At 50.2% G+C, this 23,631-nt stretch carries 32 protein-coding genes; 4 read left to right on the plus strand and 28 right to left on the minus strand.

Translation table 11 applies throughout. The annotated features are described in order from the left end of the window. Positions 1 to 19: 19 nt before the first annotated feature. From AB8846_RS22345 to AB8846_RS22370, 6 genes are read right to left on the minus strand one after another with little or no spacing between them, the layout of a single operon-like run. The gene (locus tag AB8846_RS22345; protein WP_011091078.1) at positions 20 to 409 is read right to left on the minus strand and encodes a DUF6750 family protein; all 390 of its coding nucleotides are present in this window, start codon (positions 407 to 409) and stop codon (positions 20 to 22) included. A gap of 16 nt (positions 410 to 425) precedes the next feature. Further along, positions 426 to 956 (minus strand): conjugal transfer protein TraQ, encoded by a 531-nt coding sequence (traQ, locus tag AB8846_RS22350; protein ID WP_104011266.1) that lies wholly within the window; start codon positions 954 to 956, stop codon positions 426 to 428. 23 nt (positions 957 to 979) lie between these two features. Further along, positions 980 to 1,684: a conjugal transfer protein TraP gene (traP, locus tag AB8846_RS22355; protein ID WP_031942491.1), complete on the minus strand. Its 705-nt coding sequence runs from the start codon at positions 1,682 to 1,684 to the stop codon at positions 980 to 982. Positions 1,685 to 1,695: 11 nt separating this feature from the next. Continuing rightward, positions 1,696 to 3,045 (minus strand): conjugal transfer protein TraO, encoded by a 1,350-nt coding sequence (gene traO / locus AB8846_RS22360; RefSeq protein WP_004187474.1) that lies wholly within the window; start codon positions 3,043 to 3,045, stop codon positions 1,696 to 1,698. Between the two features lie 11 nt (positions 3,046 to 3,056). Further along, complete coding sequence (locus AB8846_RS22365; RefSeq protein ID WP_004187471.1) at positions 3,057 to 4,208, minus strand: DotH/IcmK family type IV secretion protein; 1,152 nt, start codon at positions 4,206 to 4,208, stop codon at positions 3,057 to 3,059. A gap of 8 nt (positions 4,209 to 4,216) precedes the next feature. Next, the gene (locus AB8846_RS22370) at positions 4,217 to 4,930 is read right to left on the minus strand and encodes a DotI/IcmL family type IV secretion protein (protein ID WP_004187467.1); all 714 of its coding nucleotides are present in this window, start codon (positions 4,928 to 4,930) and stop codon (positions 4,217 to 4,219) included. Between the two features lie 67 nt (positions 4,931 to 4,997). Between AB8846_RS22370 and AB8846_RS22375 the strand changes: the two genes are divergently transcribed. Both AB8846_RS22375 and AB8846_RS22380 read left to right on the plus strand, forming a co-directional pair. Further along, entirely contained in the window at positions 4,998 to 5,408 is a 411-nt protein-coding gene (locus AB8846_RS22375; RefSeq protein WP_004187465.1) for an H-NS family nucleoid-associated regulatory protein, read from the plus strand. Between the two features lie 28 nt (positions 5,409 to 5,436). Further along, complete coding sequence (locus AB8846_RS22380; RefSeq protein ID WP_172693602.1) at positions 5,437 to 5,592, plus strand: Hha/YmoA family nucleoid-associated regulatory protein; 156 nt, start codon at positions 5,437 to 5,439, stop codon at positions 5,590 to 5,592. Here AB8846_RS22380 and AB8846_RS22385 read toward each other — a convergent pair whose 3' ends face one another. Genes AB8846_RS22385 through mobA form a run of 8 tightly spaced genes read right to left on the minus strand, consistent with a single transcriptional unit; the run spans position 5,593 to position 14,740 of the window. Further along, entirely contained in the window at positions 5,593 to 6,105 is a 513-nt protein-coding gene (locus tag AB8846_RS22385; protein WP_011091071.1) for a hypothetical protein, read from the minus strand. Further along, positions 6,071 to 9,508: an LPD7 domain-containing protein gene (locus AB8846_RS22390; protein WP_015586048.1), complete on the minus strand. Its 3,438-nt coding sequence runs from the start codon at positions 9,506 to 9,508 to the stop codon at positions 6,071 to 6,073. Before AB8846_RS22390 ends, AB8846_RS22385 begins: the two co-directional genes overlap by 35 nt. Before the next feature lie 24 nt (positions 9,509 to 9,532). Continuing rightward, positions 9,533 to 9,793 carry an IcmT/TraK family protein gene (gene icmT / locus AB8846_RS22395; RefSeq protein ID WP_004187310.1) on the minus strand — a complete coding sequence of 87 codons (261 nt, stop codon included), beginning with the start codon at positions 9,791 to 9,793 and terminating at the stop codon, positions 9,533 to 9,535. Further along, on the minus strand, positions 9,783 to 10,946 hold the full coding sequence (gene traJ / locus AB8846_RS22400) for a plasmid transfer ATPase TraJ (RefSeq protein WP_004187313.1): 1,164 nt from the start codon (positions 10,944 to 10,946) through the stop codon (positions 9,783 to 9,785). Before traJ ends, icmT begins: the two co-directional genes overlap by 11 nt. A gap of 10 nt (positions 10,947 to 10,956) precedes the next feature. Then, positions 10,957 to 11,736, minus strand: a complete 780-nt coding sequence (locus AB8846_RS22405; RefSeq protein WP_004187315.1) for a type IV secretory system conjugative DNA transfer family protein — start codon at positions 11,734 to 11,736, stop codon at positions 10,957 to 10,959. After that, entirely contained in the window at positions 11,733 to 12,233 is a 501-nt protein-coding gene (locus AB8846_RS22410; protein ID WP_004187320.1) for a DotD/TraH family lipoprotein, read from the minus strand. The genes AB8846_RS22405 and AB8846_RS22410 overlap by 4 nt, the downstream gene beginning before the upstream one ends. A gap of 13 nt (positions 12,234 to 12,246) precedes the next feature. Beyond that, a complete protein-coding gene (traI, locus tag AB8846_RS22415) occupies positions 12,247 to 14,226 on the minus strand; it encodes a TraI/MobA(P) family conjugative relaxase (RefSeq protein ID WP_004187323.1) in 1,980 nt (659 codons plus the stop codon). Beyond that, positions 14,213 to 14,740, minus strand: coding sequence for a plasmid mobilization protein MobA (mobA, locus tag AB8846_RS22420; RefSeq protein ID WP_172740549.1), 528 nt, complete (start codon positions 14,738 to 14,740; stop codon positions 14,213 to 14,215). The genes traI and mobA overlap by 14 nt, the downstream gene beginning before the upstream one ends. 34 nt (positions 14,741 to 14,774) lie before the next feature. On the opposite strand from mobA, the gene AB8846_RS22425 reads away from it, so the two are divergent. Further along, positions 14,775 to 15,170, plus strand: coding sequence for a hypothetical protein (locus AB8846_RS22425; protein WP_019725163.1), 396 nt, complete (start codon positions 14,775 to 14,777; stop codon positions 15,168 to 15,170). 501 nt (positions 15,171 to 15,671) lie between these two features. Here the strand turns inward: AB8846_RS22425 and AB8846_RS22430 are convergent. The 14 genes from AB8846_RS22430 to AB8846_RS22495 all read right to left on the minus strand — a co-directional run bounded on the left by AB8846_RS22430 (position 15,672) and on the right by AB8846_RS22495 (position 23,526). Continuing rightward, positions 15,672 to 16,208: a hypothetical protein gene (locus AB8846_RS22430; RefSeq protein ID WP_004187332.1), complete on the minus strand. Its 537-nt coding sequence runs from the start codon at positions 16,206 to 16,208 to the stop codon at positions 15,672 to 15,674. 132 nt (positions 16,209 to 16,340) lie between these two features. Further along, complete coding sequence (locus tag AB8846_RS22435) at positions 16,341 to 16,652, minus strand: hypothetical protein (RefSeq protein ID WP_004187333.1); 312 nt, start codon at positions 16,650 to 16,652, stop codon at positions 16,341 to 16,343. A 55-nt stretch (positions 16,653 to 16,707) separates the two neighbouring features. Beyond that, positions 16,708 to 17,142, minus strand: a complete 435-nt coding sequence (ssb, locus tag AB8846_RS22440; RefSeq protein ID WP_019725164.1) for a single-stranded DNA-binding protein — start codon at positions 17,140 to 17,142, stop codon at positions 16,708 to 16,710. A 71-nt stretch (positions 17,143 to 17,213) separates the two neighbouring features. Further along, positions 17,214 to 17,435 carry a hypothetical protein gene (locus AB8846_RS22445; RefSeq protein WP_004187336.1) on the minus strand — a complete coding sequence of 74 codons (222 nt, stop codon included), beginning with the start codon at positions 17,433 to 17,435 and terminating at the stop codon, positions 17,214 to 17,216. Between the two features lie 154 nt (positions 17,436 to 17,589). Next, positions 17,590 to 17,874, minus strand: coding sequence for a hypothetical protein (locus AB8846_RS22450; RefSeq protein ID WP_004187337.1), 285 nt, complete (start codon positions 17,872 to 17,874; stop codon positions 17,590 to 17,592). Positions 17,875 to 17,917: 43 nt separating this feature from the next. Further along, complete coding sequence (locus tag AB8846_RS22455; protein ID WP_015059999.1) at positions 17,918 to 18,358, minus strand: antirestriction protein; 441 nt, start codon at positions 18,356 to 18,358, stop codon at positions 17,918 to 17,920. A gap of 200 nt (positions 18,359 to 18,558) precedes the next feature. Next, on the minus strand, positions 18,559 to 18,864 hold the full coding sequence (locus AB8846_RS22460; RefSeq protein WP_004187339.1) for a hypothetical protein: 306 nt from the start codon (positions 18,862 to 18,864) through the stop codon (positions 18,559 to 18,561). Between the two features lie 61 nt (positions 18,865 to 18,925). Beyond that, positions 18,926 to 19,336, minus strand: coding sequence for a DUF1380 family protein (locus AB8846_RS22465; RefSeq protein WP_004187342.1), 411 nt, complete (start codon positions 19,334 to 19,336; stop codon positions 18,926 to 18,928). Positions 19,337 to 19,420: 84 nt separating this feature from the next. Next, positions 19,421 to 19,657 (minus strand): hypothetical protein, encoded by a 237-nt coding sequence (locus AB8846_RS22470; protein ID WP_011154457.1) that lies wholly within the window; start codon positions 19,655 to 19,657, stop codon positions 19,421 to 19,423. A gap of 297 nt (positions 19,658 to 19,954) precedes the next feature. Next, positions 19,955 to 20,185 (minus strand): Hha/YmoA family nucleoid-associated regulatory protein, encoded by a 231-nt coding sequence (locus AB8846_RS22475; RefSeq protein WP_004187345.1) that lies wholly within the window; start codon positions 20,183 to 20,185, stop codon positions 19,955 to 19,957. 97 nt (positions 20,186 to 20,282) lie between these two features. Next, positions 20,283 to 20,621, minus strand: coding sequence for a hypothetical protein (locus tag AB8846_RS22480; protein WP_004187354.1), 339 nt, complete (start codon positions 20,619 to 20,621; stop codon positions 20,283 to 20,285). A 189-nt stretch (positions 20,622 to 20,810) separates the two neighbouring features. After that, positions 20,811 to 21,671, minus strand: a complete 861-nt coding sequence (locus AB8846_RS22485; RefSeq protein ID WP_015059998.1) for a DUF4942 domain-containing protein — start codon at positions 21,669 to 21,671, stop codon at positions 20,811 to 20,813. Positions 21,672 to 21,743: 72 nt separating this feature from the next. Further along, positions 21,744 to 21,923 (minus strand): hypothetical protein, encoded by a 180-nt coding sequence (locus tag AB8846_RS22490; protein ID WP_004187364.1) that lies wholly within the window; start codon positions 21,921 to 21,923, stop codon positions 21,744 to 21,746. Between the two features lie 607 nt (positions 21,924 to 22,530). Then, positions 22,531 to 23,526 (minus strand): DGQHR domain-containing protein, encoded by a 996-nt coding sequence (locus AB8846_RS22495; protein ID WP_228146417.1) that lies wholly within the window; start codon positions 23,524 to 23,526, stop codon positions 22,531 to 22,533. Positions 23,527 to 23,575: 49 nt separating this feature from the next. On the opposite strand from AB8846_RS22495, the gene AB8846_RS22500 reads away from it, so the two are divergent. Next, a partial coding sequence (locus AB8846_RS22500; RefSeq protein WP_097491765.1) for an IS1 family transposase occupies positions 23,576 to 23,631 on the plus strand: 56 nt, incomplete at its 3' end.

Here is a 23,631-nt window from a genome sequence, read left to right on the forward strand (position 1 = left end):
AGGCGGGGCCGAAGGGACATTACAGGGTTGCGTCAACGCCAACAGTTGAACCAACAGAAGAGATCCATGCGGTCAGGCCGACCAGGCAGGCACCAACAACCATTGACCAGAAGATGAAGCTGCCACTGATATCTTTCCCGCGTTTGTTTTTAAGGAAAAGAGAAACAAGCCCGACAATAAAGAACACAACACCAATGACTTTACCGCCGGTAATCAGACCAGGCTGGGTACTGGCAAGACCTTCCGTGAAGGTATTGATTTTCTCCCAGACAGTCGTTTCAGCCGCAGCCTCTTTGCTCAGTAATGCCAGCGGCAATACCACTAACGATTTTGCCACCGTTCCGCGCAGCTGATACGCTGCGATGGATGCAGATAATGCCTTGTCTTTGATAAGTTTAACAATTTTCATAAAGTATCCTTTTTGATTACCAGTGAATGTTTAATGTGCTCTGCAACGCATCGAGCGTTTGTGTATCGAACATCAGAAGTAGTCCACATACAATTTTCACAATGGATGCCCCTCTCGTACCCGAAGCTGACAGCTCCGTATGGCCCTCAAGGTAAGAGTCTTTCAACCCCTTTATACCCCTGTAAAAAAAGTATGCGCCGAGAATTCTAACAATCCCCAGCACTGCGTTGACTGCTGCGGCTCCCATGCCAAACGTAGATTCGCTCGCATAACTGACGGGTCCGAAGCTAACATCGCCAAATCCTAAAGTGGCACCGCCTGAGTTCATCTGTGCCTTCAACGTGATGAGGCATACACAGAAGATGATACCGGCAAAAATTCTGCCAACTTCCACACCTTTTGTTGAATGCCTAGCCTGCTTCCGCAGGCTCATCAGATATCCAATAACACCAATGATCCCAACGACTGCAGCGACACCTATGATTAGCCTTGCCAGCGGCTCCTGACCACCGTTAGCAACCTGAATTAATACCGATTCTAAATCCATAGTTTCGCCTTTTTAGGTCCTGTTTAGCGGATAAGGCCTTTACTTGTAGTAACAATTCTATTTTCAGTATCGATACCCGTAATGGTGACTCCGCCAAGTTGACTACCGACCTTCACAGCATACGTCTGGTTTTTGTATTTTACCCAAGCAAGATCGCCAGATAAATCATTAATTGAAAAACCTCTCAACAAAGGTAATGCCTGCGACGTTGCCCCCGAAATTGTTCCACTCTGATTACCAAATGAAGGCCCATAACCAGCGGCTTTCATTTTCAGTTCCTGAACCTGATTGTTCAGATTTTTGATTTGTTCATTAGCGCTTTGTAACTGACTGGAAAGGATCATCATTCCATTTTTAGAAGTTGATTCTATCGCGTCCAGCCGTTCCTTTTGCTGCAGCAAAATCCCGGAAATTTGCTCGCGGAAGTCACCAGAATCCTGCCCGGCAGGGGCAGCCTGTACGTTCTGACGTTGCCCTGAAGACTGGATCGTGCCATTCCCGGCCGCAGGCGCAGTGTCACTATCGGAGCCCCCAAACAACCAGACTAAAAGCAGGATAGCTATGACAGCGATACCACCAATCCATGCATAGTCACTAATCTTAAGCGGCTTTTTGTTTGCTTTTGCTGCTGGCGTCACTGTCGGTTTTGGCTTTTCAGCAGGCTTAGCAGACACCGGTTCCTGGGCAGGAGCTGCTTCGTTTTTATTGTCATCTTCAAACAGATTCATTATCAATCTCCTTAACGGTAATACGGGTTATTGGTGCCATACCCGTAGCCGGGGTAGCTTGGAAAGTTTTGCTGAGGGTAATTAGGAGCCGGAGGCTGAGGCATCTGCTGAGGTTGCACACTAGATAGTGTGGGAGTTGCTTGCTGCTGCACCTGCTCTGCAGAAGCATTTTCCATATTCTCGCCACAGTCGCTTTCATACACAGGCGCGACAAACTGGATGCCTATGAGTTGGTTACGGTCAACCGTAACCTGCTTAATCGGCAGGCGGGCTGCATCGTCGGCCAGGACACGCCCTGCTTGCTCACCCATCCCGCCAATAATGGTACCGGCAACCGCTTTGCCATCAGGTGTACCAGTTGAACGATATGCATTCCCGCCGTCAGTGATAATCATCTGCGAATTGCTGTCCGCATACAGCTGACCAGTTCGGCCTAATCCGTTAGCAACAGCCGGCAGAATAATACGGCTGAACCAGCGGTTATTTACATTTGAGGAAACGGCCGCGCGCAACGAGTCGGAAGCCACGCCATACGCATCGACCTTACACTGCACTCCGTTCAGCTCCATGCCGGTGAAGTGAATTCGAATACCATCGCCGGCAAGACGGTTTTGGCCAGAATAGAATTTGGCGCCGGCCTGCGCTCCAGTTGGAACATGGGCAATAGCAATACTGTTCTGATCGTCACTGTCCATCGCCGTATCCATTACTGCCGGCACAAGCGTGTAAGCCGATACAAGCCGGGCTCCTTTATCTTTGACCTTATTCTTCGCCCCCTGTTGTTTTTCAGCATCCGGCTTTTTGTTCTGCGGATAGACCGAATCGGTCCACCCTGAGAAGGTGCCGCCGTTCTTGTCATTACCCTCTGCTCCCAGAGGGGTTGCAAGAGCAACACCCGTGACAACCGGTGTTCTGGCCTGGTCTATTTTCTGCAGTAACGTAGCCACAGCTTTAGCCTGACGCTCACGCTCTTTCTGCTCAGCATCATTAGCCTTACTGTTATCGCCCGACTGTTTTGCTGACGATTCCCACGAATATTTTGGTGGCGGTGCTTTGGTGCCGTAATCAACGGCCACCGGGTTACTGGCTGACAACGTGGATATGAAACTATCCCCCGTGAGAGCCGCTTTTTCTGAGTTATCAGCATTCCACTCATTCAGCAGCTTGTTGTATTGGGGATCATTAGCTTTTTCCCTGCCAGTTTTCCCTTCCAGCCCCTGGGCCTTCACCTGCGACCCGCCCGTTGCCGGCTCATCTGATGAGCCAAACAACCAGTACCCTCCCAGAAGCGCCACAACTGCAGCGGCGCCACCGACGTAGAGCATCATTTTTCTGGTTTCTTTACCTTTATCTGTAGCCATCGTCGTTCCCCTTAATTCAGCTCAACTTCAACGTCACGCGCCTGACCGTTAACCGAAAAAGTCAGCACTGGTGTTGCCGGCAGCACGTAAACATGTGTGCCATCGATAGCGGAAAGCGTTTTTTCAAACTCATCCTGCAGCTGCATGTTACTTCTGACGTAGAGCTCATCACCGATCTGCCAGACTTTGGTACTCCCTGGCGCGTTTTTAAGTTTCAACCGCTGAGCATCTTCAGGCGGGATGCCATCGAGCACGCTCTGCAGCTGCTTGTCATACAGTGAGATTTTTTTCTCAGGAGTAGCGGTATAAACCGGTGTGTCAGGACTGCGCTTCGGGATACGGAGATCCAGACGATAATCAACATCAACGGTTTTTGATTTAACGGAGGGTTCTGCCCCCTTCACGTTAATAATGACCGGCGTAGCCAGCCCCTTCAGAAGCACTGTGATGTTCCCGCTGGCATAGGCATTGGTCGGCTGGATTGTGAATACCGCCGATCCTGGAATATAGCCAACACACAGTTCACCACCAGATGCACAGGGACTCGAATTATATGGAGGGGCGCCTAATACCCAGGGGTGTCCGGTTGCATCTGAAAACGTCACTGTGGTTGCCTGGTTTGGAAATACCCGTACCTGCGGAATGGATGCACCAGCTGACAGTGATACCGTCTGGCTTGAAATTCGTGGGATCGGCGTTAATGGTGAGGTTTTGGCCGCCGCGCTCATATCTTCCATTGCGCTGCGGGCAGACCGCACCTGACCAGGGGTAATAGGCTGGATCTGCTGCAGAACAGGTGCAGGTAACTCTTCCAGTGTCTGCGGATTAACATGAGTAACCTGCTGCTGTGGTGGAGGAATCTGCGGCATGGGTGCAGGAGGCAGTGCAGTAGTTGGCTGCTGTTGGGCCTGTGCCTGTGGTTGTTGGCCTTGCGCCTGCTGCTGACCTTGTTCCTGTGCTGTTTGCTGTGGAGGCTGTTGCACCTGTGACTGCTGATTTACGGGCAACCCGGAACTGGCCTGCTGCCATTGAGCAATATCACCACCAGGCACAGCTGGCGCCGTTTGCTGCGGCGCTCCATTACCAGTCGGCGCATCAGCTGCAGATACAGAATTTGCCGAAAACAGTGCGGCCATAAGTACAGTTAACAGTTTAATCTTCATGATTGACCTCAGTAGTTCCGGGGTTTGAGAATGGCCTGTGCTACTTGAATACCCCGTGGATCTTCGTCTTCTTTTACGCGGCGTACCTGAACCATCAAATCGTAAGGTTGCGGTCTGTAGTCCTGAGCCTGCCCAACAAGCTGAACAGTCACCGGAATGCGGTATTGCCAGGCATAGGTTTTGGTGCCACGGATAAGACCTTCCGTGATCAGGGTTCCAGGAGTTGTGGAAAGTTTTACGTTCAGACGTTTTTCACTGATATCTTTCAGCAGCCCACTATCGGACAGCGCTTTACGGAAACTAACGTACCCTTCAGCGCTAAAATCGCCGCGGACGCTGGTTAATTGGTTTTCGTAATTCACAAAGTTCAGTGAAAGCGATTTGATCATTGTACGGTTGGCAAAGTCCATCACCTCTTCCGCCGTGTAAGCGGGTTCATCGGTTGGATGAACTTCTGTGATCATGCCCCCATTCGTTGCAATATATTTGGTTTTTTTCTGGTGAAGCCAGTAACCCTGAAGACCAATGATAATGATTGCGACTAATATGATTAGCGTTTGAATCAAAATTACTTTTAAACCATGTTTCGATACGATTTCTTGTACCGTTCGGTTACTCTCTTCAGCCAGAGCTGGAGCAAGGGCGTTGCTGTCATCATCAACGACTGAGTTTTGATCCGAGTCAGTTTGATCCATAATATTTTCACCATTTTGTGTTTTCATAGAGTTTCTCTTTTCAAAAGTTTGTGTTAGAAAATCACGCAGATCGTTAATGAACAATGAGGTATACATGAGCGAACATAATGATTACGAATCCTGTGCAGTTATCATGTGCGAACGACGAAAAGCCACCGCCGTTTTGCGCAAAATCCCGCCAGAAAACCTTGAACAACTCATTAATATGTGGTCCGACATTGCACAGGGAATGATCGAGAAATTTAAGGAAGAACAGAAGGCCACTGAAGAGAAAGCCGCAGCCACAAAGCGGTTCATGGAAGAACACAATATTACGGCTGATGAAGCTCTCCAGATCTTCGAAAATCTCTTTGGTCCGTCCACGAAAAGTAAATCCACTTTTGGAAAAGTGAAGTACCGGATCGAAGTTGATGGAAAGTCCATAACCTGGACAGGAAAAGGTCGCCGACCTGCAGCGTTTGCCGAGATGAGCGACGATGAGCTCAAAAAATATGAAATCAGCTGAAGACTGGCTGCATACTGTCAGACGTTTCATGAATGAAGATTCGCTTGATACGTATGTAGACTCAAAACGTGATGTTCTACCTGCCACAGAATTTATGCGTTTACTAACCGCGGCGGAACACCGCCGCGTTGAAATACGAACCGGCAAGCTATTCGATAAAATCCCGAAAGGACTCTTCCGGTAGTTACAAATGGAACGGGAATGCATCACTGTTTGCATCCTCACCACTTCCACTCGCAGCTGCCGGATTGTTTAATTGCACATTTTTAGAAGATGCGTTGGGCAGGATACCTGACGTATCTGGCAGTCGGGATGAAATCGTTGACCACGGGTCCAGCGTCGTATTAGTCAGGCTCCCCCACTTCTCATTAATCTTCGATTTAACCGTATTGCATACCTCATCCTTCACCTTATCAATAATGTCGCTGATAGACGGAAACTGTGGGATTTTAAGTGATACCGATAGCGACCCCAGGCACTGTCCGAGAGAATCAGACGTACTGGATTCGCTTTTTGCGGCGTTGTTAATCCTTTCCACTTCCTGCTTATAGGCAGCATCTGCACCAGCTTTTGCCAGTTCGTATGCTGCACAGGTCTGTGTTGCCGCAAATGAGCTCACAGAAATGCAGGAAAACCCTACTGCAACGAGTAGGGTTTTTGTTTTATGGCCGAGGCGCTGACTTTGCGACTGGTGCATGAGTCTGTTCTCTCCTTTCATCATCTTTTCTTTTTGCAGAATTTGAAGGATGAAAAAGCTGCTTCATTACTGTTTTGTTTTTTACCTCATCTGAGGCCGCTTGTAAATGCTGAGGCTGTTTTTCATTTGCAATTGTGTTTTTGTAAAGCAAATTTTTACCCCCCTGATCTACATGTCCATAACCATGCAAAACAATTCCACTTTCGGCATTTTTATTGATTGCTGAAAGAGTCATATACGTTTTCCAGTTTCCGTCTTTATCAATACGCTTGTTCACTTTTCCAATCACGCTATGGTACTCACCGGACTCCTTATCCTTTGCGATCCCCTGCATGAATCCTTTACGCGACTCAACAAGGAAATAATCTGGGCGTTCGCCTTTTTTATGCGGTGCGATCAGCAAAGGTGTACCCGCGGTTTTTGACTCTTGAGGGAGTTTATAGCCTGTGGGCTTTGTCATGCTTTCTGGAGCTGGCTTACCATTAGGCAAGAACCAGTACAGTTCTTTTTCAGGCACGGCCTCACGGCTGAGATCAACACCGGTAATCTGCTGAATTGTTGTGCGGAGCTTCTGGAAGGTTGCAGCATCATACGGAACCAGTTCAGAAGGCTTATAGGCCTGTTCATTCCCTGCTGTTGGCTGTGGGTATACAGGCTTTACTTCCCACTCATTACGTTTGGTCTGGATAGTTTCATAACGAACGATCTTGTTGCTTTCATCACGGACAGGTGCATTCACCTCAACATCCACAAATCCCAGCTTTCTGACTGTAACAAGACGTTCTGTGTCTACACCAGCATCTTTAACCGCTCTCTCAAGGTCTTTCCCCCAGAGTGTCTTCTCTCCATGTTCATTTTTGAGGGTGACAAAGTAGTTCATGGATTCATCTTCTTTCCACTCATACTTAGCACGTCCATGCGCGACGATAACGCCTTTCTCCCAGGGTTCACCTGCAGCTTTATCTTCCTTTTGAGTATCAGATGCATTCTGCTTCTTCGGCTGCACAGAGGCCGATTCTTCCCAGCGCATTCCATTCTGCTGAACTGATGAATTTGTCTTTTCGTTTGCCCCTTCCTGCTTATTCGCATTTGAATCAGCAACATTTTCTTTTGCCGTTTCTTTTGCTGTTTCATTTGCTTTTTTGAGTTCGAGCAATTTAACCCTTTGTTCTGGGTTAGTCAGTTTCACCTCAATGTTGTATTCACTGATAAGGTTAAACACTCGCTCTTTAAATTCGTCACTGCCGGTGATTTCAATACCACGATGATGTTGCTTATCCGCGGTTAGAACGGCCGCCAGGATCATCTCGTCACTCTGGCTGGCTTCAGGGGTAGCCATACGCAGATGTGAGCCGTAATCGTAAAACGCATCCTGTCCATCAAGCGTATACGCCGTATAGTCTTTCTCTGCTCTGTACCCAAACCGGGCAATTAACCCTTCCAGGTCTATACGTTCTTTTGGGGGCGTTTCTGCATTATCGTTGGTTGCCCAGCGTATGCCGTTTTCCAGTTCTTCGTTTGTTTTTTTCTTCTCCTCGGTTTCATTTTCAGCCGGGGCGGTATTAGCTACAGATTCGCTGGGCGCTATCCTTTCAGGCTTTTGCTGAGCGGAGTCAGTTGTTTCACCGCCAAAGGCCATCATAGCGGCATACGCCTCAAGATCACTGGCGCTATTACTCTCTTCATCATCGCCGTCTCGATCTGTTGGTGCGGTGTATTCCGGTTCAGCAGCTGCAGGGGTGCTGGACACCGGCACAGCTTCCTCCGGTTCGGCAGCTGCAGGGGCGCTGGCCACCGGCGCGGTTTCCTCCGGTTCAGCAGCTGCAGGGGCGCTGGCCACCGGCGCGGTTTCCTCCGGTTCAGCAGCTGCAGGGGCGCTGGCCACCGGCGCGACTTCCTCCGGTTCAGCAGCTGCAGGGGCGCTGGCCACCGGCGCGGTTTCCTCCGGTTCAGCAGCTGCAGGGGCGCTGGCCACCGGCGCGACTTCCTCCGGTTCATCAGCTGCAGGGGCGCTGGCCACCGGCGCGACTTCCACCGGTTCATCAGCTGCAGGGGCGCTGGCCACCTGCGCGGCTTCCACCGGTTCATCAGCTGCAGGGGCGCTGGCCACCGGCGCGGTTTCCTCCGGTTCGGCAGCTGCAGGGGCGCTGGCCACCGGCGCGGCTTTTTCAGGATCTGCAACGGCAGCGCTGTCAGTCGAGCTGTGATTAACGTCAGTAATGTTCGGGTTATCAGTCGGCATAGTGTCTACCCTGTTCATTTGATTAATGGCTCCTTCTACCTGCAATCTGACTTGCTCCAGCCCTTCAGAGACATGCAAATCGTTGTAGTCAGTAAGCCCTTCTTTCGGGTTGCTAAAGGCAGGGACCAGAACATGGCCGGCAGTCAGCTCTGCAGCTTCTGTCGCTTTTTCTAGCCCAACGTTCTCGTCTTTATAAATGTCATTGTCAGCAAGGAAGTAATGAGTGCTGTTTGGAAAGGTGTCTTTCAGGCGGCCAGCAACTTCCACCATGTTGCCGGCATTAACCGTCATGATCACAGGCTGATTGATGGCTTCGCTGATACTGGCTGCTGTCGCATATCCCTCGGCATAAAGCAGGTTGTCACCATCCTTCAGTTGACCACCCACAACGAAAAAACTCCCCCATGCCTGGCCGTCTTTTTCAAGGTGTTTACTACCGTCGGACCAGATGCGCTCAAGGGTCCTGAACTCGCCATCAGCATTAAACAGAGGGATCACAACGTTGCCCCGCTCATCAGCTTTAAGGCCGTTAGCGGCAATGACCTGTTTGTTTTTCAGGTATGCCAGATCTCCCGTGGCATCCGGAAGCCGGTTATATTCTTCCATCAACCGGTTAGCGGTCTGATCAAACTTATCCGCTTGCGCTGCAGCTCTTTGTTCACGCCTTGCCGCAGCATCAGCACGGAGCATGGCCATTTGTTCAGGGTTAGGGGCTGCGCCGGTAGATACCCATTTCTGAATTTCACCACCGTTCTTATAGTCCCTGTACCACCCTGCAGGTCGGCCATCCAGAAAGGCGGCATACACCCCCTTTCTTGAACCAGCTTTACCGTCCACGGTATCGACATAATGCTTCTGGCCATCGAACTCTATGGGGTCTTTGATAATGGCACCGCGCTCTTCAAGCCACGCCGTAAATTCATCTTCAATGGCCTGAATATCCAGGGGCGGTTCTTCGATCACTTTATTGGGGTCAAAAATCCACTCTTTCAGCCGGCTCAGGTTGGCCCCCGGCTGTGCATACCACACCTTTTCTTCCTTCACGTAGTCCAGAGCATTACTGCCATCAGCCAGTTTGCCGGCCGCACGTATTGCACGTTGGCGATCGTCAAAGGGAATACTCAGACGGGTTCTTTCAGTTGCAATTTCAGGTTTCGCCATACTGTCTACCCCTGTAGTTATGTGTTATCGCTGAGAGCGCCGGTACCACCACGGCCGCCCGGTAAGTTTTTTCCCGCGGATAACCCGGAGAATGACCTGGTACAGCACCGGTAACGTGTAGCCCATCATGGCCAGCAGAAAGTAAAAGAGAACCACACAGGTGCAGATAACAAAGGTTTTTACTGACGGGAACGGAAACCAGATGAAGTACACAAGAAACGAGATAACAGGCACACCAAAAACCGTCAGTGGCCGGCCGGCATAACGCCATTTGTTAATGTCCATACTTGCCCTCTTTTAACGCCAGATAGTCCATATATCCTGCGACCTCGATGACTTCCGCTTCGTCGATCAAACCTTCCTGGTGCATTGCCCAGGCGTTCTGAATCAGACTGCGGTTTTCAGCGATCAACAGGTCGTCGATGTAGCGGCCCCACTTGCTGTAATCAACGTCATAGAGTTTGCGGCGCAGGCTGTTATCAATGACGAGATATTCACGGACAGCCTTGCGCCGGCCGTCTTTTGTTTTAAGCAAGCGTTGCACGATGATGTAAGAAAGGATACTCAGCAGGTCAAAGGCGGCAGCTTCACGCATTTCCGGCGGATAGTTCTGCAATGATCGGGAAATGGCTTCTCCGACCGTTTTGACGTGCAGTGTGCCAAGACAAAAGTGGCCGGATTTACCTGCCAGTACAGCAGCTTCAAATGACAGGCGGTTAAGGAGCTCACCAACCCCCATAATCTTCGGAGAACGACGGAGCCCGGAGAGAGTGATAAAATTGTGGAAGGAATCAATATCGCGCCCAATCTGTGACTGTGCCGGCGCCGGCGCAATCCAGTCTCGACTTCCCAGGCGATACTCGATGGGATCTTCAACCGTGATGATTTTCCGGTCCTGGTACGTTTCACCGCAATACTGGAAGATGCTGGCCATCAGGGTTGACTTGCCCGATCCCGTCTCGCCGCATATCAGTCCGAGGCCGGCAGCCGGCAACAGAGAATTAAACAGGTCCGGCTCAATACCCATTTGTTTAAGCTGAGGAATAACCTCATTCAGAACACGGAGTGTCAGAGACATTGCCGCTTCTGTTTTATAAATATCGGCCTGAGTAAAGTTCGCGCGGAACCGGCGGGTTTCGCCGCGGCCGAGTCCAATCGTGCCCGCTTCATCACCTCTTAGCTGGATAGCGGTATTAACGACCGCAGCACTTTTCAGCGTCCCTTTGATCTCCTGACCGAACACCTTATCAACGGTACGTTCCAGCTCCAGGTTGTCGAGCGGGTAAGATGTCATGGGCAACTGGCGCCCATGACGTTCTACCCAGATTTTATCTCCGCCCTGCAACAGAATATCGGACACTTCATTGTTTGAGCAGTGTACGAGAAAACGTTCCAGCGTCTGGGGCGTCAGCGTTGGACCAAAATTGAATGCTTCCATCTACTGCCCCTTAACGTATGGTCGGTTTCCAGCTGCGTTTGTTGATGTCAAACTCAGCTTGCTGCTTCATACGTTTCGTTTTATCGCCCAGCATGAGGCGGTTTTTATCCCCTGTAACTGTTTGCTGCTGCTGTGTGATGACTGGAGCCTTAATCATGCCCTGCTGCAGTAGCGTGCTGTAGCGCAACATGCCGGTGTAATCCCGTGTGAGGCGATTGAAATTAGCAGTGAATATCTCATCAGCTTTTTGGCGACCGTCAGACCAGCCCAGCGCGACAGCTTTTTTCCAGATATCACGTTGTTTCCCGTCCTTCGGCATTGCAGCCGGTTCAGGCAATTCGATCCGCTGCGCCATCAGCCCGGTCAGAAGATAGCTTTTCCAGGTCGGCGGGTTACTGACAAAGCGCGCCGGCACCACAATGTCATAGGCACGGTTGGCCGTTCGGATTTGCTCATTGGTAATGTGTGCAACGTCTTTAGCTTCAGCAATGACCGGAGGCAGGTAGCCTTCAGAAGAGATCAGCGGCTGGAACGAATACATGTAATCAAGGTTGCTGCGCTGATTTTCCAGCGCGGCGCGAATTTCTTTAGCGCGTTCTGCCTTTCCGCCGCGAAATCCAATGGTGTGCGCTGCGTCGTTTAGCATACTGCCAGTAACATCGGCCTCATCGTCACTTTGGCTTGGCGGGTCCATGTAGTAATCCAGGCCTTTAACATCGGAGTCGTCCGCGCGTGCAACGTTCGCAGCAAGCAGCGGTAACGTCAGAAGCACGATCAGTTTAAGTTTCATGGGCGGGTCCCTCTGAGGAATGAACCTTTCTTCGATGGTGTGAGGTAAAGCAGCTGCAGTTCACCGGGTTTCTGGTTGATGGTGGCACGGTACTGCGTTTGTTGTCGGATCAGGGTCAGCAACTGTTCAAACGTAACCTTCGAACCACCAACATCGATATTGAGTGGAAGCGGTAACTTGATCCCCTGACTGGTGAATTGAAGGCCACGCTGTTTAGCCAGTTGCTCCAGTAATTCGTAAGCATCACCCTGCCAGCTCACACGAACATACTGACTGTTTGCATTGATAATGGTAGGGAATTTGTAACGGGTCCTGTTAATGGCTCCAGCCTGGTAAAGCTCATCCTGTGCGAGTTTTATCTTAATGGCTTGCTCACGCAATTCCTGATCTACCAGCTGCTGTGCAGAGATTTGTTTTTCCTTTTCGCTTTGAGAGGCACACCCGGCAAGAGCTAACACAGAAACGGCCGCGAGGACCGTTTGCATTTTGATTTTCATTTCTTACTCCATTTTACTTCGGATTGAATTTGTCGTCGCTTTCACTTCTGAATTGCATTTCATTTTTACTATTATTTTGCTCACGAATCAAACGATGTTTCTCGTTTTGAGCATACGCCTGCTGAGCGGCATCTGTGAAGGTAATGCCCTGCGCGACAGGGTGATTGTGGTTCACAGCTGCATCGACGATACGATTACAGCACAGTTCCTTAAACTCGCCGTCACCATCAACACGAACAGATTTGGCTTTACCAGCAATCGTTAATGCAATTGCAAGGTCAGCCGTTTTCTCTTTGTCGATTCCATTACTTTCTGTCAGCACAATATGACCACGATCAGCCGCTACCGGTTTACCGTCGCGCTCAAAGATAACAGTACCGTCTTTCAAAAGCCGTGGCTTGACACCATGACGTGCTGAGGCCATTACGGCCACATCATCACGATCATGACTGGTGATGGCGTTAAAGGTACGGTTGAACCCGATCTGCTCAACCAGTTGCTGTTTATACTTCTCCTTCTTCCTGGAGGAATAGGCAAAGCCCCTCATTTGGCTGAGCGCTGCCTTATCACCCTTCAGTGCTTCCTGTTCGACCCACTCCCGGTAAGAAAGCCGTGGGTTAGCCGCCCTGAAGCCGTTGCGTTCTTCACGCAAGCTAAGACGCAGATTGGCAACCGCCTGCAGGCGTTTGAACTCAGCCAGGTTGTACATCAGCTTTCTGGTATGAGGATCTGAAACAGAATGCCGGACGTTATTTTTCACCAACCGGGTATGTTGGGCAATTTTCCGGTATTCATCGGCGATGCGATCCTTATCCGGAGAATATATCGGTAAATTGTTTCGGTAGGCGCGATAGCGACCCTTGAGCAGCATTCTTTCTTCTGCGCGCTCAATTTTACGCTGCAGACGTTTATTGGCATCTCGACGATAAGCACCAGGGGTATATGCGGTTTTAAATACCGATACTTTGGCCGGTTCAATATGTGAAGGCTGGTATTCACCAAAGCGCTCTTCCATCGACTTCAGGGTATATTGCGCCTTGTTAAATACCAGACTCGCCTTAACAGCCGTCTTCTGGTTTTGATGTTCGTGGGTAATGACGTAGCCCTTTTTCCCCTGTGCTTTTTCGACACGAAGACCGATGTCTGCAAATGTCTTATGCACATCATCCCAGCTTTTGGCTTCACGAAGCCCAGCTGAAACATGGATCAAGTTTTGACGACTACCGCCTACCTGTTCATCACCAACGATATAGCGATAGAGCGTTTCAACCCCCTCTTTATTCTCCATCTTGTTGATGCGATCGAGTGAGCGCCAGTTGCCCCGCTCTTTCTTGCTGTGAGGGTTCCGGACAATCTGTTGACGGTCATTAACCACATATGCACCGTTTGAATGGGACCAACCATTCTTCAATTCCAGTAAGCGGCACGCCTGATGAAGAGTGTCTTTGGTAAAGCTCGATGAGGCTGCTTTATATGTCTGGGGATTGATGCGGTTAACAGCAACATGCACATGCAGGTTATCTGTATCCCGGTGGATGGCAGCAACATACTGGTGATCGGACATGCCCATCGATGCCAGTGTAAACTTCACCGAATCGAAAACCTGATCATCATTCGGCTTTTCATAGTCAGGCCATGAGAGAACATAGTGCATAACTGGATCTTTACAGCGTGTGCTTTGCTGAGAAACTGAATTCATTTCCTGTGCTGCACCATCGAGCGAGAAGGTATTGTACTGGCAGGTAACATCACCAACCACAACACGCTGTACACCTGGCTCAACATCCACCGGTGTGCTGATCACTTTCTGCTTACGGGTCAGGTAATTGTTTAACCCTTCGAACATATCTGATTTAACAGCCAAAGCCGTCTCAGGAGTAGGCTGAACTGTATCAGTCAACTCCTGAGACGGCTTGTCTGCCATGTACTTAATCAGCTGACCAAAGCTGGACTTTTTGTCCCTTCGGCCCTCAATGATTTTAGGTATCACCATCCATCTCCTGTTGCAGTTTCTGTGCGGCCTTTTTGACCTCGATCAGAATCTCTGAATACTCCTTGCTATGAACTCCGGCACCTTCGTTAAACAGATGTTTTTGAAGGGCTGTTATCTTTACAAGAGCGGCAAGTGCATTGTAATTGCCTTTCGATTGAATGCGCTTTCCAAGCCCAGATTTGATAAGATATTGACTAAGACTAAGCCCTGCTTCATGGGCCTTTTCGGTGAGTTTAGCTTTCACTTCTGTGGAACATCTCACCTGGATTCGATCGTCTGTTTTTCTGCTCTCGCTACGGCTCATCAGATAGCTAACCTCGTTAGGGGGTGTCGGGGCTTGCCCTGACCAAGACGTTTTTGGACGGCCGCCGCGTGTCGGCGGTACTCCAAAAACACATCTTGTCCCGTACTTAAATACCTCATTGAATTCTACCATCGGCGAGGTTTGAAAGCCAGCAGCGAAGGGCCTGGCAGGCAGAGCAATTGAATCGTGCCGGGCATCATGTAAAATCACCCGAATAGCCTGGGTCGATTTTCTCCGGTTCGGCATGGCGATTTTGACATTATTGGGAGGGCATATGCCTGCAAAAAAGAAAGCATTTTATAGCAGTGAGGACATCGGAAAATTCAAAAGCATTCTCGACGACTTGCCTGATGTGACGTCGGAAAGGCTTGAGAAAAAGCACGTACTCGACGAGCTTAAGTCTGACATTAAGAAGCTGAAAGATTCGAAAGGATATGAAGATAAAGAGATACTGAAATTCCTCAACGATGCGGGTTTTTCAGACGTTACATTACGTGATATCAAGGACATTACTGCCGGACGAGTTGGAAAAAAAAGAACCAGCAACAGCCGAAAAAAAATCACTGGAGTTGACGAAGAGCAGCGCACACAAAATAGCTCTACCGCTCAGAATCCTGACGCTTCAGGTCCGCAGTATTAACCTTCACCTTTCACATATAGCATCCCACATTATGATATAGCTCCCGGCCTGTCAGGCCGGGCATGGGTGCTGCCTGTTCGTGTAATTGTGCGTGCATACTTGTCACCGTTCCGGTGACAAGGGCACTCATTGGCCGGAAAAAAATTTTCCGGTTCCGCTGCGATGCAGCGCTCAATGGTGCGCACGTTCAGGGCCACGATCCGCCCTTGATCCCGATAAATTTACAGGGAAAGGAGTCCGGGCAAGGATATTAAAAAGGGGCGCATACAGCGCCCCTGAGACAGTTACAGATTACATTGCGGCTTCTTTAATCCGCCGGAACACTGCCAACCAGAAACGGAAGTGATCCCATTGCGCTGCGTTCATCGGATGCGACTTTGTTTGCACTCCGTTTGCGACATCTTCAGCATAGTGTATAATCCACAATGGCATTTTGAACCTCACAATTTAAATTGCCTACCCAGCCGGATTGTTGGCGCAATCCGGCACCTTTTCTGGATTTCAATGATTCATCACCTCCTTCACATCCAGAACCAAAAAGTTATCGTTAGCGTGACGCTGCCCTACGATGAAAACAGCATCAAAGCGACTTACTGCAACTACGTTTAGTTTGCCTGTAACCTCCTTTCCGTTGATGTTGATGGTTTCATAGAGCACCTCGTATTCCTTCGCAGAATCGGAATACTTCTGCTCTTTCCAGTTTTCTATCTGTGCGATCAGCTCCGGGGCCAGCTGCTGACGAACACGGTTTAGTTCATAGTCACGATTGAGAATCAGGCGGTAATCTTTAATTAGCTGGTTGATAACCTTGTTCTCATCCCACTCGGATAGCAGTGGGCACTGTTCGCACTGTATAACACCATCTTCAATCAGTTTTTCTCTGATGCCATTAACTACCTGTACAGCACTTAATTCACTGTCGTAGTTCTTTTTAATTTCTTCGCTTCCCGGATATACCATAGCGACATCATTAAAATGGCTTACGATTAATTCTGACACAATAAGGGTATAAACCTCATAAGGGTATAAGGCCGCCATAATATTCTCTCCACGTTATTTACAGAGCGTTTTAATCAATATCCACTTTTAAACTTCACGATTATTATACGTCTAATGAGCCATTGCAGGCAAGAAAAAAATGCCCCTTTTCGAGGCAAATTTTTAACCGGTTTACCACTCCCAAACGGTCAGTTCTGGCACCTGTTCCGCATCCCGGTCAAACCAAATCCAGTCGAACCCGGCACCATTTAACGCGGCTATATTATCCAAAGCACTTGCACTGATCCCCGCCCTGGTTAATTCCACTCGCCATTGTTCAGTAGCAGAAATACGCAATATCCACCCATAGCGATTTTTCTCGATCCAGAACAAACCTTGACCGGACAAGTCATCGTTACAGACCTTGTCCAGTAGTTCCGCGTCTTCTTTTTTTACATGGCCGGTACTGACGACCGCCACCCGATATTGTTCACTGATATTCATACTCCCCCCTCTGGATTGGCGGCCCGCGTCCTGCGGGCCGTTCTAACTCAAATACTCACTGCGGGTAATCATTCATATCCGGGAACGGCGGTTCATCATGATTTTCAATGCCTCCCTGGCCTTCTGCACTGGTGTTACGTGGCCCAGCTCCCGGCAGCATCTGCATTTCGCCGTTATTATCGATCACAATTTCCTTATTGCTGCGCATTTTGCCGTCTGTCCCTTGCCATTTGTTATTACGAATGCGCCCGACAAAATACAGCATCATACCCTTTTTGAAGTACTTCCCAGCTGCTTCGGCTTTCTTTCCAAAAATGACAATATCATGCCATTCCGTTTCTTTTTGCTCCTTCCCTTCGTTGTCGCTGTAGCTGATTTCTGTAGCCAGCGTCAGGCTCGCAATGGCCGTTCTGTTTGGGGTGTAACGCACTTCTGCATCTTTGCCAGCACGCCCCATCAGAATCACTTTGTTTTCGCCACGTTTCCACATAATACACCTCATATATTTGATGTTTATCAGTAAAAAATGGGAGGATTAAGGGGGATTTCTCCCCCTCTTTTTCAGTAAAACTTCACGTTCGATTTCAGGGCTTTTTCAAAGTCTTTTACAAAGGAATTTGCAAAAGTGTAATCACGATGAATAAGCTGTTTTGTTTTAGGATTTCGCCACTCAACCTGCACTGATTCGGCTGAGTATTCGATCACCTCGATTTGATTTTTCACACCGAGATAATCAGCAATTGCCATTACGGCATTCACTTTTTTTTGGTCTGCTTCTTTCATTTCAACTCCTTCGCCAGTCGGGGCGCTACCGCGAAAGACTCAACTGCCTTTCGATGTAATAATTATACGTCTAATGAGCCATTTTATCAACTCATCAGACGTATTTTTTTTATTTAATTTTGTTCAAATATGAACATCAAATGATGCCAGACATCTAACCTAATGGCTTGAATTTGGCCTTGTTGTAGGTGATCCGGTAGTCTTTGCACTTCCCGTTCTGCCGCAGGAACTCCAGCGAGACAACGTTAGCAGCGGCAAAATTGATGCACATAATGCTTTCCAGCGCCTCGAACAGGTCGGCTCCATTGGCAAGCGGAAACCACAGATCGTTGTCGCTACCGCTTAATTTTTCATGCAGACAGAAATGCACAGCACGCACGCCGCCAAATTCCGTAACCAGCACCGTATTGCTGGCGCGAATATCAGTTAGTGTTAACATTTTTCCCCCTGTCAGTATTGGCCCCCTCACGGGGGCCGCCGTTTCAGTCAATCGCGCGGTAAATCAAACCGGCTTCGGCGTGCTGGTCGGCATATAATTTGAGCTTTTCCTGCTGGGTGATCAGCATGTCGCAGATGTGCTGATAGCCTTCATCATGTGCGTGCCAGATCATGTGGTTCAGGGTGAACAGGGTCAGCACGATACCGGTAGCTTCTGCGGACAGTTCCCCTTCGAACCAGTTACCGCTAACCGATACCGTGAAGCGCTCTGCGCTCAGTGGGTACATGAAGCCGCTACCGCAAGACAGTTCGACGAACTCCCAGGAACCGCCTTGATAATCGACGCAGAGAGAGCGTGCGAGGTTGTAGACACCGGCCTCACCTGTGAGATACCAGGCGCCGAACAGACGTGGCAGAAAGGCCATGCGGCGGTTATTGGGGATAATGCGTGCAGTGATGGCGGGTTGATTCAGTTCAGTAGACATTTTCTGTACTCCTGCGCCAGTCGGGGCGCTACCGTCGAAAGACCGGATTGCCTTTCGATGTGATTATTATACGTCTAATGAGCCATATTAATCAAGCAAAAAATTCCCGCCTGCCTGAATATTTTCAGGCGGGAGAACTCTTTCCCCTGTCCATTTTTGGGGGCAGGATCACGCCTGCCCCCTTCTGATTCACATGATTACTATGACTTTGTTTCAGCGTTAAAGTGTACGGCGGCGATCCTGACCAACGGGATCACCGCGCTTTCTTCATCGAGCACACGAAAATTTATCGCTTCCCCCAGGTGCATCAGGTTAGCGATAAAATCAACGATGATTTCGGAAACCGGGTGTCCGTCGCAGTCCTGCTCATTCAGGCGCGCAAACAGCGCCAGCGCCTTAGCGGCCTTGATTGCCCGCTCTTCGTTTTCTTCGTCCATACTGCCGAAACACCATTGCCCCTTTTCAATCAGGGCCAGCGTGTCGTAATAGGCTTCATTCTGGGACATGTTTTTTCCTCCTGCGCCAGTCGGGGCGCTACCGTGAAAGTTCGCTGCGTTACTGCGTGAATTAGCCGTTAATCACCTTCGTGATGCACTCCAGCGCCTCAGACTCCTGCGGATAAAGTCGGCGTGCAGCTCCTTCACCAGACTGGATTTCTTCCAGCCGGATAAACTGCGCCGCCAGCGCCACGACTTTTTGCAGCGCCTCGGCATTGACCTCTATTTTTCGATCGCGGGCGGCATCTTCGCGCACCTGCTTTGCCAGGCTCCAGACGGTATCTTTTCCGACGCCATAACGGCTGTGTGAACTGCATTCCGCGATTTCTGCCAGAACGGCTTCGGCCTCATCGTCAGTGAGGTTCATATCACTGGTGCAGTCATGGACATCTTCAGCAGTCCAGATCAGCAGGCTGATCCGCTGCTGTGGATCAAAACTATCGAGAAGCCTTGCGCAAATTTCATTTACGTTACCGTGCATTGTAAAACTCCTGCGCCAGTCGGGGCGCTGCCGCGAAAGACCGGATGCCTTTCGATGTGATAATTATACGTCTAATGAGCCATATTAATCAAGCGATTTTTCACGCTCATAGCTGCTACAGGCAACGCTGTAGCCGTTTGCATCCAGTTCTGAAGGCCAGTCGTCACGCCCGCAACCTGACAGCAGGCAGGCGCTGAGGTGCCCAGGGCGATAGTCGAGATGCTGGCATGAGGCGCAAAGGTCATCATCTGAGATTGAGCGGCCTGCACAGATAGGCGGCGCTCCATCAGTGGGAATTTCTCGAATATGCAGCGTTGTCACTTTTTTTACTCCTGCGCCAGTCGGGGCGCTGCCGGTTAGGGATGCAGGGGGCTGTCGCCCCCTGCGGCGGTTCAGTCCTTACCTTTATCCTTCATGACTTTAATCAGCCCGGTAATGGCTGTAATGAGGGCGGCCACGGCCGTGATAATCTGAGGGAGGTTATGGAGGATTTCAGAAGAGGTCATAATGCACCTGTAAGGCTGTTTAGGAAGGTACTGATTTGAATCAGTAAAAACATTATACGTCTAATGAGCCATATATGCAAGCAAAAAAACGCCCCGTGTAGGGGCGCTGTGATTATTTTACATACTGCCAGACATGCGGCGGGATCTTATCCCAGATGCGTCCCGATGCCAGCTCTGCGCGGCGATGGTCGGCGGCAGCCTCAAAAGCCTCGGTGTCCTCCGGCGGCACCTGTCCACGATCCCGCATGGATTCGTACATTTTTTCCAGTGTGTCCGGGTTACGACTGCGCCGAAAACGGAGAAGGTAAAAACGCCTCCGCGCCTGATAAACTGTTTCCGCCATGTATCTGCGTCCTGAGCGCCTTGTTATTTCGCATAGTATTCACGTTTTGGTTGAATAAGTCTTCGACTATACGCCCCTTGCGGGGCGTAGCAGGCGGTCAGCCCCAGGTGCTGTAAAAATGGCTTTCGTTAGGATCGGTCTTATAAGCCTGTTCGTACTCGTCAATGCTGACAGACGGATGCTCATGGTTTTCACAGATGCGACGGGTCACGGGTTCGCCTTTAAAGTCGTTCAATACCGGCTTTAACTCGCCAGACATTGCACTGTCTGCTTTCACCTGCTGCGCAGCGATGCGGCGCAGTACGGCGGTTTTCTTACCGCGCAGGGCGATCACCTGATAAAAACAGGTATTTGTCTGCTCATAACCCCAGCTGGAAACAAAAACATCACCAAGAGAAACGGAGCCGTTACGGAACTGAAGGGATTGAATAGCCATATTTATTACTCCTGCGCCAGTCGGGGCGCTACCGCGAAAAGCCTCATTGCCTTTCGATGTGATTATTATACGTCTAATGAGCCATATTAATCAAGCAATAAATACATGCCCGGCATGATTTTTTCAGGCCGGGGAATACTTCCTTTCCCTGTTTATATTTCAGGCCGCAAATGCGGCCTGCCGTCTGCATTACACGCGAGGGGGTAACATTCCGGGATAGTGACTGGCAACCAGATTATTGATCTTCTCAACCAGCTCCGGGCGTTTAAACGTAATGTGCGCGCTGCCCTTTTTGTAATATCGCACGCTGAAGTAATCACACTCGAACACCTTACCGTTGAACTGGTTTTCACTGAAAAAGGCATCCAGTTTGGCACCGTCAGAAACGCGGTAATCAGGCACGTTACGCCCGTCCAGCACGTAGAACGGCCGCGCCAGATCGTCAATTTTGGTGTGCCCGTCTGAGCTGAAGCGCACCCAGCTACTGCGCCAGACATCGAGCAACGGCGCGATGATGATACGCTTGCCAAACATGCAGGGGTTATTGGTTTTATAATCCCACGACAGGGATTTAAAGATATCAATCAGCCCTTGCGTGAAAGTATCGGCCTTGCTTGCGTTCAGGTGCCGGAACGTACTCATAACGTTCTCCAGCGTTATCGGCGGCATTTCCTCGCCTGCCACCTGCCGATCCCATTCCTGACGTTGTTTGTTGCTCATCAGCGTATACATGCCGGTTTCCGACATCAGCCGATCCCAGATTTTTCCGTCGATAACGCGGGAAATAGCCGTTTCGGCCTGGTCTGGTCTGGTGTCGCTCCATTTGATCGCGCTCTCTACGGCTTTGTCGTAGTCATACAGGTACTGACAGCCTCCGGCCTGCTGCATCAGATCGCGCGCTTTTCGCAGCTTGTCTATGCCGTCGAGATAGACGCGAATACCTTCATTCCGCAACGAGATAATGCGCTCAATAGCTATGGACGGGATCACTTCACCGCCATGCTGGCAGGACATCAGATCGACCGACGGGAGAGTTTTTTCAGATGACATTTCAGACTCCTGCGCCATGCGGGGCGCTACCGTAAGGGGTGAACAGGGCTGGCAATGCCAGCCCATCAATGATTATTTGCAGCGCTGAAGCAGTTTACTGACCTGCTCGGCCAGCGCATACGTGGACGCATACGGGCCACTTAAACGACGGTTAGGGATTTCGTTGAGGGCATACAGGCACGCCTTCAGCAGCGCATCTTTCTGCGTTTCCAGTTCAGCTTTAAGCTGGGAGGGGGTCAGTGCTTTACTCATAATTTGTTACTCCTGCGCCAGTCGGGGCGCTACCGCGAAAAGCCTTATTGCCTTTCGATGTGATCATTATACGTCTAATGAGCCATAACAATCAAGCGTTATCTGATTAATTTTCTTTGTTTTTTCCTGAACTCCTTTCCCTGTAAATTTTGCTTTTCAGATCCCCATCAGCCCGATGAAGGTGCTTTGCCGGCATGGTGCAGGGGTTCAGGCATCAGACACTAGCGATAGCCCGAAACCCCGCAGGGGGTTCGGCGGAGCTGCCAGGCTTTGCCTGGCTAGCGGAGTGTGGCTGACGACTGCCCGACGGGCAGGAGCCGAAGGGGCCCAGAGGTGTTTTAGTACGACAGGCCAGCCAGAAAACGCCGGCAACTGAGCAGAAATGAACAGGGAAGACACGCTGTGCGGGCGTCAAAATTAAGTTAACTTGCAGACACCAGGGCGGGATCACATCAGAAAAGGCCAGAATAGGGGGCAGGACTCGTCAAAGACATAAAAACGATGATGGGTACAGGTTTTTTAAATGCGCGCCCAGAGAGCGGCTCAGCGCGTTTCAGGGCAATACGGGTTCGATGCCCGTATTGCCCTGCAGGCGGCAACCACCGCGTCAGCCTTCAGCCCCGGCCAGATAGCGGCTTAGCCCCTCACGGGAAGCCAGCACCGACGCTCTGAACTGCGGTTCGCCGTCACCCAGCGCCTTCAGCTTCTCCACGATATTGATCATCGGCACGGCTGTGCGCTGCTTATAACTCTCGATGTCAGCAGCATATTTCAGTAATGCCGTATCACTCGCCTCTTCAACTGGCAGATAAGCACGCAACCACAGCGCATCTGCGAACGGGTCTATCAGCTTTTGCAGCGCTTCAGCCGTTGCTTCAAGCGCCCGCCGGTCAGTTTTAATGGTGCCAGTCTCCGGATCAACACACTTCCCTTCCCAGCACTCAGGTACAAACGACTCCCGATAATGAAAACCGTTGTCTCCGTTTTCCGCACAGGCCAGAAGGTTCTCGATGCTTTCAGGTGTTCTGTGCCGTAACATCCTGGCCGTTGCCATACCGATCGCATTTATCATGATGCCATGCAGTCCCAGCGCCTCCTGACGGTACTCCGCAGCGATATCATCCTGGGCAATATCATTCCAGCGCATCGCCTGTGCCCAGGCAGTCCAGAGCTTTTCTGCCATATCACGCTGTTGCGTCGAGGGAATGCTGTTGGCCCGCAGGTTGAGCATTTTTTTCGTCGCATCGTTCAGTGCTTTAAAGCTGATCAGCCGTGAGCTTTTCGCCGGGACCACGTTGTGTTCAAAATCCACTGTGCCCGCCAGCCCGGTGACGGTTCGGGCCAGATGCATTGCCAGCTGGTTGACCGGATCATTGTTGTTATATGCCATACTGATCGCCGCTGCCGGTTTGCTCGCGTTGTTATTAATATCAGCGAAAAACTGCTGGCGTAACTCAAGTGGCAGGCCAACGGTAAGCAACAAGCTGATCGTATCTTCCGTATTGGAATAATCGCGTACAAATTCAAAAATACCCAGCGCACGGTGCTGGCCATCGAATAATTTTAAATCAGCGTCCATCGGAATTTTAAGAATCCCGGTGATGCTGCCAACTTACTGATTTAGTGTATGATGGTGTTTTTGAGGTGCTCCAGTGGCTTCTGTTTCTATCAGCTGTCCCTCCTGTTCAGCTACTGACGGGGTGGTGCG

Source organism: Enterobacter sp. KB-221C9 (genome assembly GCF_041320715.1).
Taxonomy (GTDB): domain Bacteria; phylum Pseudomonadota; class Gammaproteobacteria; order Enterobacterales; family Enterobacteriaceae; genus Enterobacter; species Enterobacter asburiae_D.

Bases quoted from the DNA above. Each gene is read 5' to 3' on its own strand.
- AB8846_RS22345 (WP_011091078.1), bottom strand. From the start codon at position 409: ATGAAAATTGTTAAACTTATCAAAGACAAGGCATTATCTGCATCCATC.
- traQ (WP_104011266.1), bottom strand. From the start codon at position 956: ATGGATTTAGAATCGGTATTAATTCAGGTTGCTAACGGTGGTCAGGAG.
- traP (WP_031942491.1), bottom strand. From the start codon at position 1,684: ATGAATCTGTTTGAAGATGACAATAAAAACGAAGCAGCTCCTGCCCAG.
- traO (WP_004187474.1), bottom strand. From the start codon at position 3,045: ATGGCTACAGATAAAGGTAAAGAAACCAGAAAAATGATGCTCTACGTC.
- AB8846_RS22365 (WP_004187471.1), bottom strand. From the start codon at position 4,208: ATGAAGATTAAACTGTTAACTGTACTTATGGCCGCACTGTTTTCGGCA.
- AB8846_RS22370 (WP_004187467.1), bottom strand. From the start codon at position 4,930: ATGAAAACACAAAATGGTGAAAATATTATGGATCAAACTGACTCGGAT.
- AB8846_RS22375 (WP_004187465.1), top strand. From the start codon at position 4,998: ATGAGCGAACATAATGATTACGAATCCTGTGCAGTTATCATGTGCGAA.
- AB8846_RS22380 (WP_172693602.1), top strand. From the start codon at position 5,437: ATGAATGAAGATTCGCTTGATACGTATGTAGACTCAAAACGTGATGTT.
- AB8846_RS22385 (WP_011091071.1), bottom strand. From the start codon at position 6,105: ATGCACCAGTCGCAAAGTCAGCGCCTCGGCCATAAAACAAAAACCCTA.
- AB8846_RS22390 (WP_015586048.1), bottom strand. From the start codon at position 9,508: ATGGCGAAACCTGAAATTGCAACTGAAAGAACCCGTCTGAGTATTCCC.
- icmT (WP_004187310.1), bottom strand. From the start codon at position 9,793: ATGGACATTAACAAATGGCGTTATGCCGGCCGGCCACTGACGGTTTTT.
- traJ (WP_004187313.1), bottom strand. From the start codon at position 10,946: ATGGAAGCATTCAATTTTGGTCCAACGCTGACGCCCCAGACGCTGGAA.
- AB8846_RS22405 (WP_004187315.1), bottom strand. From the start codon at position 11,736: ATGAAACTTAAACTGATCGTGCTTCTGACGTTACCGCTGCTTGCTGCG.
- AB8846_RS22410 (WP_004187320.1), bottom strand. From the start codon at position 12,233: ATGAAAATCAAAATGCAAACGGTCCTCGCGGCCGTTTCTGTGTTAGCT.
- traI (WP_004187323.1), bottom strand. From the start codon at position 14,226: ATGGTGATACCTAAAATCATTGAGGGCCGAAGGGACAAAAAGTCCAGC.
- AB8846_RS22425 (WP_019725163.1), top strand. From the start codon at position 14,775: ATGGCGATTTTGACATTATTGGGAGGGCATATGCCTGCAAAAAAGAAA.
- AB8846_RS22430 (WP_004187332.1), bottom strand. From the start codon at position 16,208: ATGGCGGCCTTATACCCTTATGAGGTTTATACCCTTATTGTGTCAGAA.
- AB8846_RS22435 (WP_004187333.1), bottom strand. From the start codon at position 16,652: ATGAATATCAGTGAACAATATCGGGTGGCGGTCGTCAGTACCGGCCAT.
- ssb (WP_019725164.1), bottom strand. From the start codon at position 17,142: ATGTGGAAACGTGGCGAAAACAAAGTGATTCTGATGGGGCGTGCTGGC.
- AB8846_RS22445 (WP_004187336.1), bottom strand. From the start codon at position 17,435: ATGAAAGAAGCAGACCAAAAAAAAGTGAATGCCGTAATGGCAATTGCT.
- AB8846_RS22450 (WP_004187337.1), bottom strand. From the start codon at position 17,874: ATGTTAACACTAACTGATATTCGCGCCAGCAATACGGTGCTGGTTACG.
- AB8846_RS22455 (WP_015059999.1), bottom strand. From the start codon at position 18,358: ATGTCTACTGAACTGAATCAACCCGCCATCACTGCACGCATTATCCCC.
- AB8846_RS22460 (WP_004187339.1), bottom strand. From the start codon at position 18,864: ATGTCCCAGAATGAAGCCTATTACGACACGCTGGCCCTGATTGAAAAG.
- AB8846_RS22465 (WP_004187342.1), bottom strand. From the start codon at position 19,336: ATGCACGGTAACGTAAATGAAATTTGCGCAAGGCTTCTCGATAGTTTT.
- AB8846_RS22475 (WP_004187345.1), bottom strand. From the start codon at position 20,185: ATGGCGGAAACAGTTTATCAGGCGCGGAGGCGTTTTTACCTTCTCCGT.
- AB8846_RS22480 (WP_004187354.1), bottom strand. From the start codon at position 20,621: ATGGCTATTCAATCCCTTCAGTTCCGTAACGGCTCCGTTTCTCTTGGT.
- AB8846_RS22485 (WP_015059998.1), bottom strand. From the start codon at position 21,671: ATGTCATCTGAAAAAACTCTCCCGTCGGTCGATCTGATGTCCTGCCAG.
- AB8846_RS22490 (WP_004187364.1), bottom strand. From the start codon at position 21,923: ATGAGTAAAGCACTGACCCCCTCCCAGCTTAAAGCTGAACTGGAAACG.